General features: G+C 60.0%; 21 protein-coding genes. 12 read left to right on the plus strand and 9 right to left on the minus strand.

The features are described from left to right. Positions 1-75 precede the first annotated feature (75 nt). The 7 genes from KUV39_RS11755 (at position 76) to KUV39_RS11785 (ending at position 4,687) form a co-directional block, all read left to right on the plus strand. Complete coding sequence (locus tag KUV39_RS11755) at positions 76-645, plus strand: LabA-like NYN domain-containing protein (RefSeq protein WP_008563198.1); 570 nt, start codon at positions 76-78, stop codon at positions 643-645. 228 nt (positions 646-873) lie between these two features. Beyond that, positions 874-1,824, plus strand: coding sequence for a 4-hydroxy-3-methylbut-2-enyl diphosphate reductase (gene ispH, locus KUV39_RS11760; RefSeq protein WP_008562680.1), 951 nt, complete (start codon positions 874-876; stop codon positions 1,822-1,824). Between the two features lie 120 nt (positions 1,825-1,944). Further along, positions 1,945-2,562: a LysE family translocator gene (locus KUV39_RS11765; protein ID WP_222459839.1), complete on the plus strand. Its 618-nt coding sequence runs from the start codon at positions 1,945-1,947 to the stop codon at positions 2,560-2,562. Further along, positions 2,559-3,011, plus strand: a complete 453-nt coding sequence (locus KUV39_RS11770) for a DUF3429 domain-containing protein (protein WP_050674082.1) — start codon at positions 2,559-2,561, stop codon at positions 3,009-3,011. The genes KUV39_RS11765 and KUV39_RS11770 overlap by 4 nt, the downstream gene beginning before the upstream one ends. Continuing rightward, positions 3,008-3,607 carry a class I SAM-dependent methyltransferase gene (locus tag KUV39_RS11775; protein ID WP_222459840.1) on the plus strand — a complete coding sequence of 200 codons (600 nt, stop codon included), beginning with the start codon at positions 3,008-3,010 and terminating at the stop codon, positions 3,605-3,607. The genes KUV39_RS11770 and KUV39_RS11775 overlap by 4 nt, the downstream gene beginning before the upstream one ends. Then, entirely contained in the window at positions 3,600-4,067 is a 468-nt protein-coding gene (gene rnhA / locus KUV39_RS11780) for a ribonuclease HI (RefSeq protein ID WP_046211566.1), read from the plus strand. Before KUV39_RS11775 ends, rnhA begins: the two co-directional genes overlap by 8 nt. Then, positions 4,064-4,687 (plus strand): trimeric intracellular cation channel family protein, encoded by a 624-nt coding sequence (locus KUV39_RS11785; protein ID WP_222459841.1) that lies wholly within the window; start codon positions 4,064-4,066, stop codon positions 4,685-4,687. The genes rnhA and KUV39_RS11785 overlap by 4 nt, the downstream gene beginning before the upstream one ends. A gap of 12 nt (positions 4,688-4,699) precedes the next feature. Here KUV39_RS11785 and KUV39_RS11790 read toward each other — a convergent pair whose 3' ends face one another. From KUV39_RS11790 to def (KUV39_RS11810), 5 genes are all read right to left on the minus strand, one after another. After that, on the minus strand, positions 4,700-4,936 hold the full coding sequence (locus KUV39_RS11790) for a hypothetical protein (protein WP_008559687.1): 237 nt from the start codon (positions 4,934-4,936) through the stop codon (positions 4,700-4,702). Between the two features lie 11 nt (positions 4,937-4,947). Then, entirely contained in the window at positions 4,948-5,853 is a 906-nt protein-coding gene (gene fmt / locus KUV39_RS11795; protein WP_222459842.1) for a methionyl-tRNA formyltransferase, read from the minus strand. Positions 5,854-5,916: 63 nt separating this feature from the next. Continuing rightward, positions 5,917-6,414, minus strand: coding sequence for a peptide deformylase (gene def, locus KUV39_RS11800; protein WP_046211569.1), 498 nt, complete (start codon positions 6,412-6,414; stop codon positions 5,917-5,919). Beyond that, positions 6,411-6,920 carry a peptide deformylase gene (gene def, locus KUV39_RS11805; protein ID WP_222459843.1) on the minus strand — a complete coding sequence of 170 codons (510 nt, stop codon included), beginning with the start codon at positions 6,918-6,920 and terminating at the stop codon, positions 6,411-6,413. The genes def (KUV39_RS11800) and def (KUV39_RS11805) overlap by 4 nt, the downstream gene beginning before the upstream one ends. 76 nt (positions 6,921-6,996) lie before the next feature. Further along, entirely contained in the window at positions 6,997-7,515 is a 519-nt protein-coding gene (gene def, locus KUV39_RS11810) for a peptide deformylase (protein WP_046211675.1), read from the minus strand. Positions 7,516-7,612: 97 nt separating this feature from the next. On the opposite strand from def (KUV39_RS11810), the gene KUV39_RS11815 reads away from it, so the two are divergent. Continuing rightward, positions 7,613-8,785: a MalY/PatB family protein gene (locus KUV39_RS11815; RefSeq protein WP_222459844.1), complete on the plus strand. Its 1,173-nt coding sequence runs from the start codon at positions 7,613-7,615 to the stop codon at positions 8,783-8,785. A gap of 109 nt (positions 8,786-8,894) precedes the next feature. Here KUV39_RS11815 and KUV39_RS11820 read toward each other — a convergent pair whose 3' ends face one another. Beyond that, positions 8,895-9,257, minus strand: coding sequence for a hypothetical protein (locus KUV39_RS11820; protein ID WP_008562835.1), 363 nt, complete (start codon positions 9,255-9,257; stop codon positions 8,895-8,897). A 294-nt stretch (positions 9,258-9,551) separates the two neighbouring features. Between KUV39_RS11820 and KUV39_RS11825 the strand changes: the two genes are divergently transcribed. From KUV39_RS11825 to KUV39_RS11840, 4 genes are all read left to right on the plus strand, one after another. After that, the gene (locus KUV39_RS11825; RefSeq protein WP_046211676.1) at positions 9,552-10,526 is read left to right on the plus strand and encodes a glutathione S-transferase family protein; all 975 of its coding nucleotides are present in this window, start codon (positions 9,552-9,554) and stop codon (positions 10,524-10,526) included. Positions 10,527-10,869: 343 nt separating this feature from the next. Then, positions 10,870-11,835 carry a threonine-phosphate decarboxylase gene (locus tag KUV39_RS11830; protein ID WP_222459845.1) on the plus strand — a complete coding sequence of 322 codons (966 nt, stop codon included), beginning with the start codon at positions 10,870-10,872 and terminating at the stop codon, positions 11,833-11,835. After that, a complete protein-coding gene (gene cbiB / locus KUV39_RS11835; protein ID WP_222459846.1) occupies positions 11,832-12,743 on the plus strand; it encodes an adenosylcobinamide-phosphate synthase CbiB in 912 nt (303 codons plus the stop codon). The genes KUV39_RS11830 and cbiB overlap by 4 nt, the downstream gene beginning before the upstream one ends. A gap of 39 nt (positions 12,744-12,782) precedes the next feature. After that, positions 12,783-13,955 (plus strand): lytic murein transglycosylase, encoded by a 1,173-nt coding sequence (locus tag KUV39_RS11840; protein ID WP_209034778.1) that lies wholly within the window; start codon positions 12,783-12,785, stop codon positions 13,953-13,955. A gap of 46 nt (positions 13,956-14,001) precedes the next feature. Here KUV39_RS11840 and KUV39_RS11845 read toward each other — a convergent pair whose 3' ends face one another. The 3 genes from KUV39_RS11845 to KUV39_RS11855 all read right to left on the minus strand — a co-directional run bounded on the left by KUV39_RS11845 (position 14,002) and on the right by KUV39_RS11855 (position 18,439). Continuing rightward, positions 14,002-14,379 (minus strand): hypothetical protein, encoded by a 378-nt coding sequence (locus KUV39_RS11845; protein ID WP_222459847.1) that lies wholly within the window; start codon positions 14,377-14,379, stop codon positions 14,002-14,004. 78 nt (positions 14,380-14,457) lie between these two features. Beyond that, a complete protein-coding gene (locus KUV39_RS11850; RefSeq protein WP_037302645.1) occupies positions 14,458-14,925 on the minus strand; it encodes a YbjN domain-containing protein in 468 nt (155 codons plus the stop codon). A 58-nt stretch (positions 14,926-14,983) separates the two neighbouring features. Next, complete coding sequence (locus tag KUV39_RS11855) at positions 14,984-18,439, minus strand: chromosome segregation SMC family protein (RefSeq protein WP_209034776.1); 3,456 nt, start codon at positions 18,437-18,439, stop codon at positions 14,984-14,986. Positions 18,440-18,485 lie beyond the last annotated feature (46 nt).

Here is an 18,485-nt window from a genome sequence, read left to right on the forward strand (position 1 = left end):
CACCCGTTTCGACACATTTCAGCATTCACTCACGGACTTCACTGTTGAAGCGGATATGCCAGAAGGACACTGTTGATGTTTTACAAGGACGAACGGCTCGCGCTGTTCATCGATGGATCAAACCTATATGCCGCCGCAAAGGCGCTTGGCTTTGACATCGATTACAAATTGCTCCGGCAGGAATTCATGCGCCGGGGGAAATTGCTGCGGGCGTTTTATTATACTGCTCTGCTGGAAAACGATGAGTACTCCCCAATCCGCCCCCTGGTGGATTGGCTGCACTACAATGGCTTTACCATGGTCACCAAACCGGCCAAGGAATACACCGACAGCATGGGCCGTCGCAAAGTGAAGGGCAACATGGACATCGAACTGACAGTCGATGCCATGGAACTTGCACCGCGTGTCGACCACATCGTGCTGTTCTCCGGTGATGGTGATTTCCGCCCACTGGTCGAAAGCCTGCAGCGTCAGGGCGTGCGCGTTTCTGTTGTATCGACCATCCGCAGCCAGCCACCCATGATTTCGGATGAGCTGCGCCGCCAGGCCGACAACTTCATCGAACTGGAAGAGCTGAAGGACGTGATTGGCCGTCCTCCGCGCGAACAGGGTGAACCGCGCCCCGTGTCTGCTGCCAACGGCTGACACAAGGCAGGCGCGCCATTATGCGCGATCTGACTTCGGACCAAGACCCGTAGCACGATGGGATATCGCGCTGCGGGTCTTTGTTGTTCCGATCCCCGCGCCACCAGGCCAACGCCCGCCATGAACCAACCGCCTGTGACGGCTTTGTCTGAAACCTACGTACAACCCTGTCACGGGTCTGGACCTTGACCACAGAAAGCCCTAGCTCTGAGCGGCAAGGAGACCGTGATGACCAAGCCAGCCCTCACCCTTTATCTCGCCGCCCCACGCGGCTTTTGCGCCGGTGTCGACCGCGCCATCAAGATCGTTGAAATGGCGATCGAAAAATGGGGCGCACCTGTCTTTGTCCGCCACGAGATCGTCCACAACAAATATGTGGTCGATGGCCTGCGGGCCAAAGGCGCCGTCTTTGTGGAAGAACTGGATGAATGCCCCGATGACCGGCCGGTGATCTTTTCCGCGCACGGCGTCCCGAAATCCGTCCCGGCAGAGGCAGATCGCCGTCAGATGGTTTATGTCGATGCCACCTGCCCGCTGGTTTCAAAAGTACACATCGAGGCGCAGCGCCACGCAGAAAACGGTCTGCAGATGATCATGATCGGCCACAAGGGCCACCCGGAAACCATCGGCACAATGGGGCAACTGCCGGATGGCGAGGTGCTTTTGGTCGAGACGCCGGATGATGTCGCGACCGTAGACGTCCGCGATCCCGACAACCTTGCCTATGTCACCCAGACAACGCTGTCCGTTGATGACACCAAGGACATCGTCGCAGCCTTGCAGACCCGCTTTCCCAATATTGTCGGCCCTCACAAGGAAGACATCTGCTATGCCACGACGAACCGTCAGGAAGCCGTGAAGGAAGTGGCCCCCAAGGCGGATGCCCTGCTCGTGGTGGGCGCCCCCAATTCGTCGAACTCCAAGCGTCTTGTCGAGGTCGGCGCAAAAGCGGGATGCCAGTATGCACAGTTGGTGCAACGGGCGGAGAATATCGACTGGCGCGCATTGGAAGGGATCTCTTCGGTCGCCATCACCGCCGGGGCATCCGCGCCGGAATTGCTCGTGAACGAGGTCATCGACGCGTTCCGCGAACGCTATGATGTTACCGTAGAACTTGTTGAGACCGCGATTGAGCGTGTGGAGTTCAAAGTCCCCCGCGTTCTACGCACGCCTGCCTGAAGCGCCCAACCATCAAGACCCGCAGCCACATTCCCCGTCTGCGGGTTTTGTTTATCTTGCAACTGACCGACAGCCCACTACCCTTGCCCTCGTTAGGCAGGGCAAAAAGGATTTGGTCATTTGATTTCAGTGCAGTTTCTCCTGACGGCATTTGTCGTTGTTCTCGCGCCCGGCACCGGGGTTTTGTACACGATTGCGCTTGGCCTTGGTCAGGGACGGCGCGCCGCTATATGGGCGGCCTTGGGTTGTACAGCCGGGATCGTCCCGCATTTGGCTGCAGCCACCTTGGGATTGGCCGCAGTTCTGCATACGTCCGCTGTTCTGTTTCAGGCGGTCAAAATCGCAGGTGTCCTGTATCTGTTGTACCTTGCTTGGCAGATGCTGAGATCTGATGGGGCGCTCTCCCTCTCTGCTGAGAGGCGCGCCCAGGACGAAGGCATCAAAATCGCCAAACGCGGGGCGCTTATCAACATCTTGAACCCCAAACTCTCCCTGTTCTTCCTGGCGTTGCTGCCGCCCTTTCTGTCAGGTGCGCCGGATGCGGCAACGCAAGAAATGGTCCTGCTTGGGGGTATATTCATGGCCATGACGTTTGCTGTTTTTGTCCTCTACGGGTTGTTTGCGGCCCAGGCGCGTCGCATGATTTTGGGGTCGGACACAGTGATAAAATGGCTCAACCGGAGCTTTGCTGCGCTCTTTGGCGCGCTTGCTGCCCGCCTTGCAATGGAGCGCGCATGACCAAGATCCCCCCTGCCCCGCTTGTCTTGGGTCTGGCCGGCCTCATCCCCTTTGTCTGGGGCGCATTGACCACCCATATGCCAAACCTTCAGGCCTGGGGCGCCACGCACCTGGGCCCCCGCTTTGTTGGCCCTTATATCCAGCTGTTTTATGGCTCTGTGATCCTCAGTTTCATGTCCGGAGTTCTGTGGGGGTTCGCCACCAAAACCTCCGGCCTGCGCGCCACGATGGGCTATGCGCTTTCGGTGATCCCTGCCTTGTGGGCCTTTTTCATGACGGGCGGCGGGCCGACAAGCGCAGGGATCAACCTGATCTATGGGTTCGCCGGCCTTCTGCTGCTGGACTATGCCTTTCACATGTGGGGCCTGACCCCCGGCTGGTGGATGCGTCTGCGCCTGCTGCTGACGGCGATTGTGATTTCCTGCCTCGCGATCGGCGTCTACCTATGAGGGGCCCAGATCCAGAAACGCTCCAGATCTACAACACCCGCGCGGCCGACTACGCCGCGCAGAATACCGATCACTTGCAAAAAGATCCCAGGTTGGCGGCGTTCATCTCTGCATGTCGCGAAAACGGCCATGTCCTGGACTTGGGCTGTGGTCCTGGCACATCAAGCGCTGTCATGGCCTCGGCCGGGTTGCGGCCGCTTGCAATGGACCCCTCAGAAAAAATGCTCGCCCTCGCCAAGGACCACGCAGGCGTCGAAACGCGGCAAGGCAGCTTTGACGACATATCGGGCACAGATCTGTTCGATGGTGTTTGGGCCAATTTCAGCCTGCTGCATGCCCCCCGGCTGGATTTCCCGCGCCACTTGCGCGCCATTCGGCAGGCGTTGCGATCAGGTGGGCCCTTTTACATTGCGCTGAAGCTCGGTAAGGGCGAAGCCCGAGACGCCATCGGGCGGCTTTATACCTATTACGAGGAAGATGAATTGACGGATCTGCTGCGCGCTGCGGGCTTTGCCCCGACCAACAGCACCACAGGCGAAAGCACCGGGCTGGACGGCTCTGTCGCCCGCTGGATTTCGGTGGCCTGCCATGGCTGAGCTGTTTGCCTACACGGACGGTGCCTGTTCCGGCAACCCCGGCCCCGGCGGCTGGGGCGCCCTGCTGCGCGCGATGGATGGCGACACCGTGATCAAAGAAAAAGAGCTGAAGGGCGGCGAAGCAGAGACGACCAACAACCGCATGGAATTGCTGGCAGCCATCCATGCGCTGGAAAGCCTCGCCCGTCCCTCGACCATCACGGTTGTCACCGATTCCGCGTATGTGAAGAACGGCGTGACCGGTTGGATCCACGGCTGGAAGCGCAACGGATGGAAAACAGCCTCCAAGAAACCCGTCAAGAATGTCGAGCTGTGGCAGCGTCTGGATGAGGCGCAGCGACGCCACACCGTGACATGGGAGTGGGTGAAGGGTCACGCGGGTCACCCCGAAAACGAACGCGCGGATGAACTGGCTCGTGCTGGCATGGCTCCGTTCAAGCAGGGCAAAGCAAAAGCATGACGATCCTCACCCTTTTGGATTACGCATCCGTTCTGGTCTTTGCCGCCTCCGGGGCGCTGGTCGCGAGCCGGGCGCAGCTGGATATTGTCGGCTTTGCCTTTGTGGCCTGCCTCACGGCGGTAGGCGGCGGCACGGTGCGCGATCTGCTGCTGGATCGTCACCCAGTGTTCTGGATTGGGGATTCCAACAACATCCTGCTGGCCGCCGGTGCGGCTGTGGTGGTGTTCTTTACCGCACACCTGGTCGAGAGCCGCTTGCGTTGGGTTGTCTGGCTGGACAGTTTTGCGCTCGCGGTCGCGGTTTCAGCCGGGACAGGTGCCGCCATCCTGACCGGACAGACGCCGGTGATCGTGGTTCTGATGGGGATGGCCACAGGCACCCTCGGCGGGCTGATGCGGGATGTGGTCTGCAACGAGGTTCCGCTCGTGCTCAAGCAAGGTGAGCTGTACATCACCTGCGCCATGGTCGGCGCGATCACGGCGGTTGTTGCGGTTTCCCTCGGGATGCCGACACGCTGGGCGCTGTTCGCCTGCGCTGTAGTGTGCTGGGTGCTGCGCGCAGGCTCTATTGCCTTTGGCTGGCACCTGCCGGTCTATCGCGCCCGGCCGCCCCGCTGCTGAGCAACCACAACACTACCTGCGCCAGTGAAACGGCACGATAATCAGCGCCCCGATGGAAGCCGCGATGGCATTCCATCCGGGCGCACGAAACCCGACGCCAAACATGATCGCCACAAAGTGGAACAGAAACGCGCCACCGACACAGATGATGATGGATGACAGGTAACCATTGCGGGTGAAGCCGGATTTTTCGGCCAGGTAGCCAACGATGCCTGCGATCACGACGCTGCCAAACAAGGCCAAGAACATACTCGCTCCTTTCAGAGTTGGGTCCCCGCGCCAACAGGAAAGCCGTTGAGGAAGATTTCCCTGTCCTGTGCGCCCTTACCCGCCCGTTGAAGGCGCAGCAGCTCCACTGCTCCGTCACCACAGGCCACCCGCAGACTGTCGTCCAGAACAACCCCGGCAGGGCCTGTGCCCTCTGTCAAACGAGAGGCCAGCAGCTTGACCCGCTGGCCATCGATTTCACACCAAGCCCCCGGAAACGGCGACAAGCCACGGATCTGGCGGTCTACTTCGGCTGCAGGACGGGCCCAATCGACACGGGCTTCGGCCTTGTCGATCTTATGGGCATAGGTCACGCCTTCCTCTGGTTGCACATCGGCGGTCAGTTCCGGCAAGCGCCGCAGAGCCTGCACAACCAACGCCGCCCCCATGTCGGACAGACGGTCATGCAGCTGGGCGGTTGTTTCTTCTGATCCAATCGCGGTGGCCTCTCGCATCAGGACAGGACCGGTATCCAGCCCCGCTTCCATCTGCATGATGCAAACGCCGGTTTCCGCATCGCCCGCCATGATGGCCCTGTGGATGGGCGCCGCACCGCGCCAACGCGGCAACAGGCTTGCATGGATGTTCAGACAGCCGTGATGTGGTGCATCCAACACCGCCTGCGGCAGGATCAACCCATAGGCAACCACCACCGCGACATCCGCCGCCAAGGCCGCGAACTCCGCCTGCTGGTCTGCGCCTTTCAGGCTGACCGGGTGGCGCACCTCAAGGCCCAGTTCCGTCGCGCGGGCATGCACAGGAGTTGGCCTGTCCTTTTTGCCGCGACCAGCCGGACGGGGGGGCTGGCAGTAAACAGCCGCGATTTCGTGGCCGTCCGCCACCAATGCGTCGAGAACCGGAACCGAGAAATCGGGCGTCCCCATAAATACAATGCGCATGTCCTGCCCTTTCCCTTCTGGCTGACCCGCTTGGACCCTAGGGTGTTCCCCCGAAGCCAACCATCAACCGGTCAGTTTTTTCGCCTTGCGGAGCAACATGTCCCGCTTCACCTTTGACAGGTTGTCAAAGTACATCTTGCCGTTCAGGTGGTCGATCTGGTGCTGAACACTGGTCGCCTCGATCCCGACGAAATCCCGCTCAACCGTCTCTCCGTTTTCATCCATATAGCGTACTGTGACGGCGCGGGGACGTTTGATTTTTGCCGACACGCCGGGGAGGTTGGGGCTCGCTTCGTCATGTTCCCGCAGCGCAACCGATGCATGAAGAATTTCAGGGTTTGCCATACGCACCGCGCGACCGCGCTCGGTAGAGCCGTCCACAACAGCCAGCCGCTGAAGAACGCCGATTTGATTGGCGGCCAGACCCACCCCCGGCATGGCCTCCATCGTATCGATCATATCCTGCCAGAGAGCACGGACATCGTCGGTGATTTCACTTACCTCTACAGCGCGGCTGCGCAGATGTTTGTCGGGCCACGGCAGGCAGGTGCGCACGGTCATCGGGATGTCTCCACGTAGGAATTATATGTTTTCTCTGCCTCTGCCCGTGCCACTGCTGACACCCGGTCAAAGGTCACGATACCATCAAGGTGATCGTATTCATGCTGAATGCAAATTGCGTCAAACCCGTCGAAACGGCGGCAATGGCGCACGCCCTGCAGGTCGCTCCATTCCAGATCGACCCACTCCGATCGCTCGACCGTCAGGCTGACACCCGGGATCGACAAGCAACCTTCGGGCCCGGAAACATGCTGATCGGAACGATCCTTGATCTCGGGGTTGATACAGATCAGCGGTGCGCGTGTGCCATCCTTCCAGGTCGTGTCCATCACAAACACGCGCTGCAGGACACCAACCTGCGGGCCTGCAAGCCCACGGCCTGGCGCCCCATACATGGTGTCCAGCATATCCTGGGCCAGATCGGCGACGTCAGGGACGGCGATCACCGGGCTGGCAGGCGTCGACAAGACAGGGTCGGGCCAGGCAACAATGGGGCGAACTGCCATCGGTCTTGGTCCTTCCCTTGTGGTTTTCAGCAGGCTGTCCGAACGGAACGCACAGGGGCAAACCCGGCCCCACGCATCAACCGCGCGCGCGCTCCCGCTTCAGCTTTTGCATCTTGCGGGTAATCATCTGGCGCTTCAGCGGCTTCAGGTAATCGATGAACAACTTGCCATCGAGATGGTCGATTTCATGCTGAACACAGGTCGCCCACAGCCCGTCAAAGGTTTCACGCTCGGCATTTCCATCGCGGTTCATCCACTCGACCTCAACGACCTTCGGGCGGGTGACTTCTGCGTATTGATCCGGAATGGACAGGCAACCTTCCTCGTAGACGTTGGTCTCATCAGAGGCCGAAACGATCTTTGGGTTGAACATGACCAGCGGGCGCGGACTCTCTTCGTCTTCTTTGGCGCAATCGAGAACGATCAGCCGGTCCAGCACACCGATCTGCGGCGCAGCCAGGCCAACACCGGGGGCCGCGTACATGGTTTCCAGCATATCATCCGCCAGAGTGCGCATCGCATCAGTCAGATCTGGCACCTCTGCGCAGACCTTTTTCAGGCGGGGATCGGGATGGATCAGAATTGGACGTTTCATGCCGTTGATGTAGGCCATTGCCGCCCGCCCTGCAACGCCCCCCTTGCGCACAGCGCTGATGGCGTTAGCTTCGGCCCTGACAAACGGAGTTTTGAGCATGGATTTTGACAAGATCATCGACCGCCGCGGCACCCATTGCGCCAAATGGGACATGATGAGCGACCTCTACAATGTGCCGGGCGACGACGGTCTGGCCATGTGGGTCGCTGATATGGATTTCGCGGTTCCAGACGTTGTCACCAACAAGATGCGGGAGATGGCAGATCATGGTGTCTACGGCTACGTCAACTGCGACGGCCCCTATAAAGACGCCATTCGCTGGTGGATGAAAAACCGCCATGGCTGGGATGTCGAGGCAGATGCCATCTTTACGACGACCGGGCTCGTCAACGGCGTGGGCATGTGTCTGGATACCTTCACCCAACCCGGTGACGGCATCGTTTTGTTCACCCCTGTCTACCACGCCTTTGCCAAAGTCATCCGCAATGCGGGCCGCGAAGTGGTGGAATGCCAGCTGGTCCAGAATGACGGCCGCTATGAAATGGACTTCGAAGCATATGACGCGCAGATGACCGGATCCGAAAAGATGGTCATCCTCTGTTCACCGCACAATCCGGGTGGCCGTGTCTGGACCCAGGAAGAGCTGCGCGCCGTTGCGGATTTTGCCAAACGGCACGATCTGATGTTGCTGTCGGACGAGATCCATCACGATCTGGTCTATGGGGATGCCAAGCATATTCCGATGCAGAATGCTGCCCCTGACATCACCGACCGTCTGCTGATGCTGACGGCGCCATCCAAGACATTCAATTTTGCAGGGATGCACACCGGTCAGGTCATCATCCCGGATCCGGACCTCCGAGCACAGTTTTCACGTCGGATGATGGCGCTGGCGCTGTCCCCCAACTCGCCCGGCCAATGGGCAACGGCCTGCGCCTATTCTCCCGAAGGCGCCGCATGGGTCGACGAGCTGGTGGCATATCTCGACGGCAACCGGCAGATGTTTGATGCAGCGGTCAATTCCATTCCTGGCCTGCGGTCGACCGAGCTGCAGGCGACATATCTGGCATGGGTCGATTTCTCCGGCACCGGCATGAGCCGGGAAGAGTTTACCGCGCGGGTTGAACAGGGGGCAAAGATCGCCGCCAACCACGGGAGCACCTTTGGAACCGGCGGAGAAAACTTCTTGCGCTTCAACCTGGGCACCCAGCGCTCGCGCATCGAAGAAGCCTGCAATCGCCTGCGCGAAGCGTTTTCGGACCTGCAGTGATCCGACCATCAGGACACTGAACACACATGAAAACGGGGGCGCCAGAGATGGCTGCCCCCGTTTCTAATCTCGTAGATCCGGCGTGGTACGGATCACTGGCATTGCCGCATCACAGGCGGCTGTCATCCTGCGCAAGAAGCGCAACCGGCGCATCAGGTGCACGGTAGAAATCAAGCGGTGCGCTCTCCGCAGCCGGGGTTGCCCGTTTGAATTCATAGCACATCTCATCGCCTTCCAGATCAGAGGCCACGATCAGGCACTGCGACAGGTGGCGTGCGCCATCGTACAGATCAACCAGCCCCCGCAGTTGCGGTGCTGTTTCTGCCTCAACAGAGAAGCCATCCTTCCACATGCGCAAAACCGGAAAGATCTGATCCTCGACAGAGACCCGTAGACGGCTTTTGCTCTTCAGGCCCTGCATCCGGGCGGCATCAAGGGCGTCCTGTACAGCTTTTGGCACATATGTCGTCATCTGAATGACCCTTCTCTGTGATCCCACACGCTACGAACTGGTCACACTCTTGTGACCGTCCCAGCGGGCGGGTGGGCGTTTTGCCCGGCTGATTAAAGGATGACTCGCAAATGACTAAAATCAAGTGAAGTTTTTGAGTCATTTCCGTGAGTTGCCATCGCATCCCCCCGAGATGTCGTCTGGCGCACACTCTTTCCTCCCCTTGTGCATGGATGCAGAGAAACTGCGCGCTGACGGCAGTGGGCGCCCGTCGTTTGCGGGCCTAAGTTGTGGCCAGATGAAAAGGAGAACAGCATGGGCCTTCTGATTGACGGCATCTGGCACGACCAGTGGTATGACACCAAATCAACCGGTGGCGCATTCAAACGCTCGGCTGCGCAATTTCGCAACTGGATCACCGTTGACGGGCGGGCTGGCCCAACAGGGCGCGCTGGTTTTGCTGCCGAGAGTGGACGCTATCACCTCTATGTATCTCTCGCCTGCCCGTGGGCGCACCGCACCTTGATCTTTCGCCAGCTGAAAGACCTGTCCGACCATATCAGCATCTCGGTCGTGCACCCCGACATGCTCGACAAAGGGTGGACCTTTGCCAAGGACGAGCATGGCGCCACCGGTGACACCCTGTTTGGCAGTGGTTTTGCCCATGAAATCTATACCCGGGCCGACCCAAAGTATTCGGGGCGCGTGACTGTTCCAATTCTTTGGGACAAAAAGGAAAACACCATCGTCTCTAACGAAAGCGCCGACATCATCCGGATGTTCAACAGTGCATTTGATGACATCACTGGCAACACCGACGATTACTGGCCGGAAGAGCTGCGGGAGCCGATCGAAGCGGTGAACAGCCGTATCTATTCGACACTAAACAATGGCGTCTACAAATGCGGTTTTGCCACATCGCAAGAAGCCTATGACGCCGCGATTGATCCGCTTTTTGAGACACTGGACTGGCTCGAAGATATCCTGTCGGAACATCGCTTCCTGCTGGGAGAGCAGCTGACAGAGGCCGACTGGCGCCTGTTCACGACCCTGCTTCGGTTTGATCCGGTGTATCACCTGCATTTCAAATGTAACCGGAAACGGATCATCGACTATCCGAACCTCTGGGCCTACACGCGGGCGCTGTTTCAACACCCTGGCGTTGCAAAGACAGTCGGGATGGATCACATCGTGCGCCACTACCACTACAGCCACGACACCATCAATCCGCACCGGATTATTCCGACCAACCCACAGATTGACTGGTTGGCCCCACACGGCCGTGACTGACAGCAAGTGGTTCATGGATTTCTGAGGGGACGCTCAGGTGGCCCCCTCAGGGATTAAATCAGCGCAAATCTAGTGGATTGTTGCGAGGAGTTTTCTGCAAAGCCCGCCCGCGATTCGCGGCACCAGCGCACGAAAAGTCGCCATTGGCGGCTTCTGCGGCAATTTGCGACAAACACCGACCGTCAATCTGCCGCAAGTCTGTTGCAGACCGTTGTTCGATCACCGTTTTTGGGGAATTGCGGTGCACAATCACCTATGTTTGCATCCCAAACACAGCTACTCCATACGGTGATCGCGGCGGGCTTCGGCACGACCGCTGATCTTGTTTTCTCATGCAAGGCTCATGATGACTGGCATCCTGGACAATTCGGCCCCTCAAAAACGCGACCACGGCGGCAATCTGAGCGCCGCCATGACGGAATTCGGGGGCAGACCGGAAGACTGGATTGACCTCTCAACCGGCATCAACCCCGATCCCTACCCTGTCGCGGGCCTCACCGCCTCTGACTGGACCGCTCTGCCAGACGAGCAAGCACGGCTCGATCTCATACAGGCGGCGCGGGCATTTTGGGATGTCCCGGCAGGTGCTGATATTGTTCCTGCTCCCGGAGCCTCTGCGCTGATTGCGGCGATCCCCGCCCTGGCAGAGGCACGCTGGGTCGAAATCACCACGCCAACATACAACGAACACGCAGCAGCCTTTGTGAACCACGGCTGGACAACCGTCGCCCATGGTCCGGCAGAGGCCCGCGTCATCGTGCACCCCAACAACCCCGATGGTCGTCTATGGTCTGCCGAAGACGTTCAGGCCCCACTTGTCGTCATTGACGAGAGTTTCTGCGACGTCTGTCCCCAAAACAGTCTGATTCATCTGGCTGAGCGGCCGGGCACCCTTGTCCTCAAGAGCTTTGGCAAGTTCTGGGGGCTCGCCGGGATGCGGCTGGGTTTTGCAATCGGTGATCCCGAGCTGATCCAGCAATTGGGCAACCTGCAAGGGCCTTGGGCTGTGTCCGGACCTGCGCTGCGGGTTGGCACACGTGCGCTGCGCGACGTGGATTGGGCAATCACCACCCGCGCGCAACTGGCAAAAGGGGCCGAGCGGCTGGATGCCTTGATGCATGCCAAGGACGCCACGCTGGTCGGGGGCACGGATCTGTTCCGTCTTTACGAAGTGGATGACGCTGCTGCCTGGCAGCAGCGGCTCGCAAAGGCCCATATCTGGAGCCGGATTTTCCCATATTCCTCGACCTATCTTCGTCTTGGCCTGCCCCCTGCCGACGGATGGGAGCGCCTGGAGGCTGCGCTATGACCACCGCTGCCCTTCTTGTTCCTGCGCTGGCGTTGGATGCGCTGTTTGGTGAACCAAAGTGGCTATGGTCGCGCCTGCCGCATCCGGCGGTGCTGATGGGGCGCGTCATCAAACAGCTGGACAATCAGCTGAACCATGGCCACCACCGAAAGGCAAAAGGCATCGCAGCCATGGTCGGGCTTGTTCTTTTTGCCGGCTGGTTGGGGTGGGTTTTGTCCCTTGCGGGTCCGATTGTCGAAGTTCTGGTCGCGGCCATCCTGCTGGCGCAGCGCTCGCTGTGCGAACATGTGGAGGCTGTGGCAGACGGGCTGCGCCGCGATCTCGCGGAAGGACGGACTGCGGTTTCGATGATTGTCAGTCGCGACACCGGCAAGATGACTGGCCCGCAGGTTTCTCGCTCTGCCATCGAGAGTGCCGCCGAAAATTTCTCTGACGGGATCATCGCTCCGGCTTTCTGGTTCCTGATCGGCGGCCTGCCTGGCCTGCTGATCTACAAATTCACCAATACCGCGGACAGCATGATCGGCTACAAGACACCGCGTCACCGCCATTTCGGTTGGGCGGCTGCGCGATTTGACGATCTTCTCAATCTGATTCCGGCGCGTCTGTCAGCTGTGTTGATCGCAATCGTCGGTGGACAGCTGCGCAACTGGGGCGACATTGCCGCAGATGCCCGTCAACACCGCTCACCCAATGCCGGCTGGCCAGAGGCCGCGATGGCACGCGCCATCCACGTCGCGCTCGCCGGGCCCCGGTCTTATGACGGGCGGATGCAGTCCTTTCCATGGGTCAATCCGGATGGAGCCAAGAGCAGTGACGCCCATAGCATCAAGCGGGCCGTGCGCACGCTTTGGCTTGCTTGGGGGCTTGGGCTTATCCTTACGGTTGCCATTGCCGTGCTGTTCTAGCTAACAAAGGGAAGTTCCACGAAAAAGGACGGTTTTCCCGTGTTGCGTTCCAGCCTATTTGCTTTGATTACCCTTGCCCTTCCTGTGACAGCCCATGCCCAATGCGGCGGCGGCTTTTCCAATTTCGTCAGCTCTCTCAAAGAGGAGGCGATGACTGGCGGGTATGACCGGGCAACCGTGAACCGCTTTTTCAAGGGCGTGCGTCAGGATCCTGCCGTACTCAAGGCTGATCGGGCACAGGGTGTTTTCCAAAAACCATTCGTTGAGTTCTCGCAGCGCTTGATATCCCAGGGGCGGTTGGATCGTGGACGGGCGATGTCCAAGAAATACGACGCCATCTTCCGCCGGATCGAGACAACCTACGGCATTGATCGCGGCGTGCTCTTGGCATTCTGGGCGTTTGAGACCGATTATGGCGCGGTCCAGGGCAACTTCAACACGCTGAATGCACTTGTCACCCTGGCGCATGACTGTCGCCGCCCAGAGCTGTTCCGCCCGCAGGTGTTCGCGGCTTTGGAGCTTTACAGCAACGGGGATTTCGACCCGCAAAAAACGACCGGAGCCTGGGCGGGCGAAATCGGCATGGTTCAGATGCTGCCGCGCGACATTCTCGAAAACGGGGTTGATGCCGATGGCGATGGCCACGTGCGGCTGAAAACCTCTGCTCCGGATGCCCTGATGTCGGGTGCCAAGATGCTGTCGCACCTCGGATGGCGGCCAAACGAGCCCTGGCTGCAGGAGGTCAAAATCCCGGCGGATCTGGATCTCAGCCAGACGGGGGCCTACCGCAAGAAAAGCGTTGCCCAGTGGCAGAAACTTGGGGTGGCGCCGCGCAATGGGCGGCTCGCCAACCCAAACATGAAGGCCGCCTTGCTACTGCCGCAGGGACACAAGGGGCCAGCCTTTCTCGCCTATCCGAACTTTGACGTCTACTTCGAGTGGAACCAAAGCTTTACCTACGTTCTGACAGCCGCCTATTTTGGCACCCGCTTGTCCGGTGCAGATCGTTATGACGCGGGCAATCCGGATAAAGGTCTGTCCGGTAGCCAGATGAAACAGCTGCAAGCAAAATTGCAGGCCCGTGGTCACGATGTTGGTGAAATCGACGGCATACTCGGGGCGCGCACCCGACAGGCCGTGCAGCAGGAACAGAAACGTCTGGGCCTGCCAGCTGACGCCTGGCCTACCCCAGCCCTGCTCTCGCGTCTTTGAAAATCCGGCTCTAACTTGCGGGTTAGAGCCTGTTCAAATCGCCGCGCTAACCTGACTGGCGCACCGGGAAACGTTGCCCATCTTCCGTGATCAAAATGGTGCGGTTGCGATTTTTTACATAGAGATCGCAGCGGGTCGCCCCCGAAACAAATGCCACACAAACACTGCCGTCCGTGGCGATGTGGTAGCTGCCCCAGGCAGTGCCGCCCCCATTGGCCGGGGAATATGTGTAGGAATAGGCCCCATCCAGCCCGAATATGGCCTCGCCATCGTCGTAGAACACAAACGACTGCCCCGGCAAACTCGCGAGTGTTTCCGCATCATATGGCGTGTCCCCTGCCCTGAGGGCCCATGTGGGTGCTGATGCCTCTTGCGCGATGGCAGGCAGGGAAAGAAACAAAGCTGGCAGCAACAGGAATTTCATGCTGCCAGCCTATCAGACTTGTTCACAGATCGCCGTCACGTTTCAGTGACGCTTGCGGTCAGGTCAGAGAGACACGGCTCACCAGTCGATCAAGGTCTCGAAATCCTGCACGATGCGGGACCAGATACCCAGCGTCTCGGCAAAGTCATCCGGATCCATGCCATCGTTTCCAAGGTAGATGTCAAACTCGATCCGGGCAGAGCCTTCCTCAGAGATATAGGCGCGACCAAACCGGTTTTCGGTGTTCCATTCGTTCACTTTCGAAAGACGAACGCCACCATCGGTCTGGTATCCAGAGAAGAACTGGATCGCGTCGCAGTTCGTGTTGTCTGTGCAGCCGTAGAAATAGATGGAAAAGTCATTGCCGTAGTAGTCGACCTTGATCTTGGGGTCGCCCACATCATCAGTGGTGACTTCGAAGGCCACCCCTTCTTCGTCAAAGAAGTTGGCAATGCTGGTCGCATTTTTCGCGACGATGTTCTGCGCTTGGGCAAAGCCGGGCAATGCGAACAATGCCGCGGCGGTCACTAGAGAAAGATACTTCATGTGAATTCCTGTGGTTGATGCTGCGACCCTAGGACATGGGTCGCAGCAGAACAACCGATCAGGCCACCAAAGCTTCGGCCTTTTTCAGATCCACGGAAACCAGCTGGCTCACGCCCTTCTCCTGCATCGTGACACCAAACAGCCGGTCCATGCGGGCCATAGTCACGGCGTGGTGCGTGATGATGAGGAACCGCGTGTCGGTTTGGCGGCACATTTCATCCAGCAGGTCGCAGAACCGCGTGACGTTCGCGTCATCGAGCGGCGCGTCGACCTCGTCCAGCACGCAGATCGGAGCGGGGTTGGACAGGAAGACAGCAAAAATCAGCGCCATTGCGGTCAGCGTCTGCTCGCCACCCGACAACAGGGACAGGGTCGACAGTTTCTTGCCCGGCGGCTGGCACATGATCTCGAGCCCAGCATCAAGCGGATCGTCGCTTTCGACCATCACCAGATTGGCCTCACCACCACCAAAGAGATGAGTGAACAGCATGGCAAAATTCGCGTTCACCTCCTCAAATGCGGTCAAGAGCCGCTCCCGGCCCTCACGGTTGAGGCTGGCGATCCCCGCGCGAAGGGTTTTCACCGCTTCTTCCAGATCCGCCTTTTCACCGACCAGCTGATCGTGCTCTTCCTGTACCACCCGCGCATCTTCTTCTGCGCGCAGGTTTACCGCACCAAGGGCATCGCGCTGGCGCTTGTGTCGGTTGACTTCGGCCTCCAGCTCGTCCGAGCTGGGCATGTCCTCCGGCGCCACATCTAGTTGCGCGGCGAGCTGCTCCGGAACGGTTTCCTGTTCCTCGCGAATACGGTCTTCGGCCAGTGCGACAGCTTCGCGTGCCCCATCGCAGCGCGCCTCGGATCGGGCGCGCGCTTCACGGGCCTCTGATGCCAGGCGGGCACATTCACGTTCGTTTTGCACGGCATCGCGCAGCACGGTTTCCGCACCGACAAGCGCATCCGAAGCTGCGGCCTTGCGGGCCTCTGCATCCTCGATCGCGGCGTTCAGCTCTTCGCGGGTCTCCGCGATCTCGGCCGGAACCGCGTGCGCCTCTTCCAGCTCTTCCTGAGTGGCCTCCCGACGTTCGTTCAACTCTGCGATACGTCGGTCCGCGCTTTCCAGACGGTGCCGCCAACCAGAGAGATCCTTTGTGACCTGTTGACTGCGGGCAATCCGGGCTTCGCCTTCACGGCGCAGCTCATCATGAGAAGACCTGTGCGTGAGCATCGTGATCCGTGCCGCCTCAACCGCCTGCTTGACGTCCTCAACCGTTGTGCGGGCCTCATCCAGATCGGCGAGATCGGCCTGTGCAGCCTCTGCCTCTGCCAGCTGCGCCTTGGCATTGGCTGCATCTTCGTCGTGACGGGCCACCGCGATCCCAAGGGTTTCCAGCTTGCCCTCAGCCAAATTGCGGTTGTTTTCTGCCCGGCTCAACGCACGTGCGGCCTCAGCGGATCGCTGGTCTGCTGCGCGCCGGGCCTGGCGGGCCGCCTGATCGGCCGCGGTGACATCTGCAAGCTTTCGCATCAGAACCTCATGGGCCGCGCGGGCCCCGTCAGCGCGGGCGCTGACGTGTTCCAATTCCTGTTTGAGTGTTTCCAGGCGGTTCATCTGCTCCAGCCGCAAAGCCGCAGCGCTGGGGGCATCTTCGGCCCATGCCCGGAACCCATCCCAACGCCACAAATCGCCCTCCAGGGTGACAAGGCGCTGACCCGGCAACAACTTCGCATGCAGATCCCGCGCAGCGTCACTGTCCACCAGTCCAACCTGAGAGATACGCCGGTGCAGCGCGTCGGGGCAGGTCACATGAAGCGACAGCGGCACAGCACCCGCAGGCAGCGGAGCATCCCCGTCGTAAGGTGGCAATGTCACCCAACCACTCGGGCCATCGACCTCTGCCAGGGGCGCACGCAAATCATCGGTCAACGCGGCGCCCAGTGCCTTTTCATAGCCCGGTGCGACGCGCATGTCGTCCAGCACATGGCCGCTTTCGGCAGTGTCACGCTCTACCAGCTTGGCCAGCGCCGTCACTTCCGCCCGCAGCGCGCCCAGCTCACCTTCTGCCTCGGACCGGGACGCGCGGGCTTCTGCCTCACGCGATTGGGTCTCACTGCGCGCATCCTCGGCGGCAGCAAGCGTTTCTTCGGCCTGCTCAGCGGCTTCGCGGGCTTCCTCTTCGGCTTCGATTGCGGACGCAAAGGCCCCTTCTGCCATTTCAAGCGTCTCGCGGGCGGTTGCCATTGCCTCGCGCGAAGCGCTGCCTTCGTCCTCCGCACGGCTCAGCGCGCGACGGCAATCTTCGACCTGTCGCTGCGCTGACTGGTGGCGGGCGGCCAGACGCGCGACGTCTTCCGTCAGACTGGTCAGGTGCTCTTCGCGGGCTTGCAGAACGGTTCCAGCCTCGCGGGCGCGCTCCGCAGCCTCGGCAAGGCGGTCATCGTGACCGACAGAAGCGCGCGACAGTTCGCGCTGCTCCCACTCCAGCCGTTCAATCGTTTCCCCCGCATCCCGGTTCAAACCGCTTTCGCGGTCGATATCGCGTCCCAGCTGAGCCACCCGATTGGTCAGGGTTTCAATGGTCTGGCGAGCCTGAGCTTCCTGATCGCTCAGCGCGTCACGCTGAACGACAAGCCGCTGGACCACGGCGGCAGCAATCGCTTCTTCCTCGCGCAGAGGAGGCAGCTTTGCCTCTTCTTCCTGGCGTTTGATTTCGGATGCCCGCGCCAGCGCTTCGGCCTTGGCTGCCTGGCTTTCACGCAGGCGAAGGATGTCTTCGGCCTCAAGTCGGGCATCATCAGCTTCGCGCCAGCGCCGATACAGCAGCATCCCCTCTGCCCGGCGCAATTGTTCACCGATGTCACGGTAGCGTTGCGCCTGGCGGGCCTGACGCGAGAGCTGCGACAACTGGGCTGCCAGCTGCTCGATCACATCATCCACCCGAAGGAGGTTGGCTTCGGTGTTCTTGAGCTTGAGCTCAGCCTCGTGACGGCGCTGATAAAGACCCGAGATGCCCGCTGCTTCCTCAAGGATGCGGCGGCGCGCCTTGGGTTTGGCGTTGATCAGCTCTGCAATCTGCCCCTGGCGCACCAGAGCCGGAGAATGCGCGCCCGTTGATGCGTCAGCAAACAGCATCTGCACGTCGCGGGCCCGCACATCCTTGCCATTCGCCTTATACGCGCTGCCGACATCACGGGTGATCCGGCGGAGAATTTCCAGATTGTCGTTTTCGTTAAAGCCGGAGGGAGCCAGACGTTCGCTGTTGTCGATGAGCAGGCTCACCTCGGCGAAGTTGCGAGCAGGACGGGAGTTCGTGCCCGCAAAGATCACGTCTTCCATACCGCCACCGCGCATCGCCTTGGGGCGGTTTTCCCCCATGACCCAGCGCAGGGCCTCAAGCAGATTGGATTTGCCGCAGCCGTTTGGCCCAACCACACCGGTCAGCCCGTCCGCAATCAGCAGGTCGGTTGGATCCACAAAGCTTTTGAAGCCATTCAGTCTGAGTTTCGAAAATCGCAAGCGACTATCCTGTGATTCATTGGGGTCCAAGTGTCATGGGTTTGTT

Source organism: Phaeobacter italicus (assembly GCF_019801785.1).
GTDB lineage: Bacteria > Pseudomonadota > Alphaproteobacteria > Rhodobacterales > Rhodobacteraceae > Phaeobacter > Phaeobacter italicus.

Coding starts and splice junctions, on each gene's coding strand:
- def (WP_222459843.1), bottom strand. CDS start 6,920: ATGGCAGTTCGCCCCATTGTTGCCTGGCCCGACCCTGTCTTGTCGACG.
- def (WP_046211675.1), bottom strand. CDS start 7,515: ATGAAACGTCCAATTCTGATCCATCCCGATCCCCGCCTGAAAAAGGTC.
- KUV39_RS11755 (WP_008563198.1), top strand. CDS start 76: ATGTTTTACAAGGACGAACGGCTCGCGCTGTTCATCGATGGATCAAAC.
- KUV39_RS11770 (WP_050674082.1), top strand. CDS start 2,559: ATGACCAAGATCCCCCCTGCCCCGCTTGTCTTGGGTCTGGCCGGCCTC.
- def (WP_046211569.1), bottom strand. CDS start 6,414: ATGACCGTGCGCACCTGCCTGCCGTGGCCCGACAAACATCTGCGCAGC.
- ispH (WP_008562680.1), top strand. CDS start 874: ATGACCAAGCCAGCCCTCACCCTTTATCTCGCCGCCCCACGCGGCTTT.
- KUV39_RS11850 (WP_037302645.1), bottom strand. CDS start 14,925: ATGAAGTATCTTTCTCTAGTGACCGCCGCGGCATTGTTCGCATTGCCC.
- rnhA (WP_046211566.1), top strand. CDS start 3,600: ATGGCTGAGCTGTTTGCCTACACGGACGGTGCCTGTTCCGGCAACCCC.
- KUV39_RS11775 (WP_222459840.1), top strand. CDS start 3,008: ATGAGGGGCCCAGATCCAGAAACGCTCCAGATCTACAACACCCGCGCG.
- cbiB (WP_222459846.1), top strand. CDS start 11,832: ATGACCACCGCTGCCCTTCTTGTTCCTGCGCTGGCGTTGGATGCGCTG.
- fmt (WP_222459842.1), bottom strand. CDS start 5,853: ATGCGCATTGTATTTATGGGGACGCCCGATTTCTCGGTTCCGGTTCTC.
- KUV39_RS11825 (WP_046211676.1), top strand. CDS start 9,552: ATGGGCCTTCTGATTGACGGCATCTGGCACGACCAGTGGTATGACACC.
- KUV39_RS11790 (WP_008559687.1), bottom strand. CDS start 4,936: ATGTTCTTGGCCTTGTTTGGCAGCGTCGTGATCGCAGGCATCGTTGGC.
- KUV39_RS11785 (WP_222459841.1), top strand. CDS start 4,064: ATGACGATCCTCACCCTTTTGGATTACGCATCCGTTCTGGTCTTTGCC.
- KUV39_RS11820 (WP_008562835.1), bottom strand. CDS start 9,257: ATGACGACATATGTGCCAAAAGCTGTACAGGACGCCCTTGATGCCGCC.
- KUV39_RS11830 (WP_222459845.1), top strand. CDS start 10,870: ATGATGACTGGCATCCTGGACAATTCGGCCCCTCAAAAACGCGACCAC.
- KUV39_RS11815 (WP_222459844.1), top strand. CDS start 7,613: ATGGATTTTGACAAGATCATCGACCGCCGCGGCACCCATTGCGCCAAA.
- KUV39_RS11845 (WP_222459847.1), bottom strand. CDS start 14,379: ATGAAATTCCTGTTGCTGCCAGCTTTGTTTCTTTCCCTGCCTGCCATC.